Source organism: Actinoplanes sp. NPDC051633, from assembly GCF_040681735.1.
In the GTDB taxonomy this organism is placed as follows: Bacteria; Actinomycetota; Actinomycetes; order Mycobacteriales; family Micromonosporaceae; genus Actinoplanes.
This window is the reverse complement of record NZ_JBFAZH010001619.1, coordinates 1-1384: the sequence shown is the minus strand read 5'-3', so window position 1 is coordinate 1384 and position 1384 is coordinate 1. Positions and strand designations below refer to the sequence as shown.

The following is a 1384-nucleotide window of genomic DNA, read 5'->3' as shown; positions in this document are numbered from 1 at the left end:
ACTCCGCCGGCCTCGCCGGCGAAGATCCGGCATTGGCCGAGCCAATCCTGCTGCACCGCGAAGGTGCCCGCCTGGTCGATCGCCAGCATGCTGAACGGCGGCAGCAGATCGCGATGGATGCTCTCGCCGGCGAGCAGACGGCGGGCCAGCGCGAGGCCGCTCTGGCCGCTGGGAACGCCGATCGGGATGCCCAGCGACACCGCGGTGAGCTGATCGCCGGACTGCACCGGCTCCCACCGGGTGGACTGCATCCGTCCCGGGTGCAGCATGGTCAGGCCCCAGTCGTCCCCACCCGCCTCATATCGCACATATGTCTCGGGAACGAGATCGCGGATCGATGCCTCGAACCGCGCGCGGAAAACGCCTCTGGCGTCGGGCGTCAGCGGACGCTCGGAGAACCAGGACAACAGGACGTGCATGCAGCGAACTCCGGTCTCTCCCCAGGGCGGACCCCGTTTCCGGATAAGGGGAAGTGGGTTACCGTAACGAAGCTTTCCGGCGAAGGGATATGAAACTCCCGATCACGGATTCATCACAGTCTGTGATCTTGCGGGGGCGCAAGGTCTGGCTTTCGGGGCCGCCGACGGGTGAGCATCAAGGGATGGAAGAGCTTGCCGAGGCCACGCGGCCCCAGCCGTGGGCGCGCAGCCCGTACCCGCCCATCGCCGACTACGCCTTCCTGTCCGACTGCGAGACGACGTGCCTGATCGCGCCGAACGGCGCGGTCGAGTGGATGTGTCTGCCCCGTCCCGATTCGCCCAGCGTCTTCACGACGATGCTGGACCGCAGCGCCGGCTCGTTCCGGCTCGGCCCGTACGATGAGATGGTGCCGGCCGCGCGCCGGTACATGCCGGGCAGCCTGATGGTGGAGACCACCTGGCAGACCCGCACCGGATGGCTGATCGTCCGGGACGCCCTCTGCATGGGCCCCTGGCACAACGTCGACGAGCGGTCGCGGACGCACCGCCGCTCGCCCACCGACTTCGACGCGGAACACTGCCTGCTCCGCACGGTCCGGTGCGTGAGCGGGTCGGTCGACCTGTCGATGACCTGCGAGCCGGTGTTCGAGTACGGCCGACACGAGGGCACCTGGCGATACGAGGGTCCCGGCTACGGCGAGCTGGTCGCCGAGTCCCCGGAGTCCGACGTGACGCTGCGGCTGACCACCGACCTGCGGCCCGGCATCGAGGGCCGCGGCCTCAACGCGCGGACCCGGATGGTCGAGGGCGACACCCACTTCGTGGCGCTGTCCTGGTCGCCGCTCCCGCCCCCGCGCACGCTGGACGAGGCGCAGGAGCGGATGGGACGCACCTCGGAGTACTGGCGACAGTGGATCACCCTCGGGGACTTCCCGGACCACCCGTGGCGCAGCTATCTGCAGCGC

At 69.4% G+C, this 1384-nt stretch carries 1 protein-coding gene and 1 pseudogene; one reads left to right on the top strand and one right to left on the bottom strand.

Annotation, left to right across the window (positions count from 1 at the left end; genetic code table 11):
• Window positions 1-419, bottom strand: a pseudogene (locus tag AB0M20_RS43670) (hypothetical protein); the annotation flags it as partial.
• 182 nt (window positions 420-601) lie between these two features.
• Here AB0M20_RS43670 and AB0M20_RS43665 point away from each other — a divergent pair.
• On the top strand, window positions 602-1384 hold a 783-nt coding region (locus AB0M20_RS43665; protein WP_364307398.1), incomplete at its 3' end, for a trehalase-like domain-containing protein.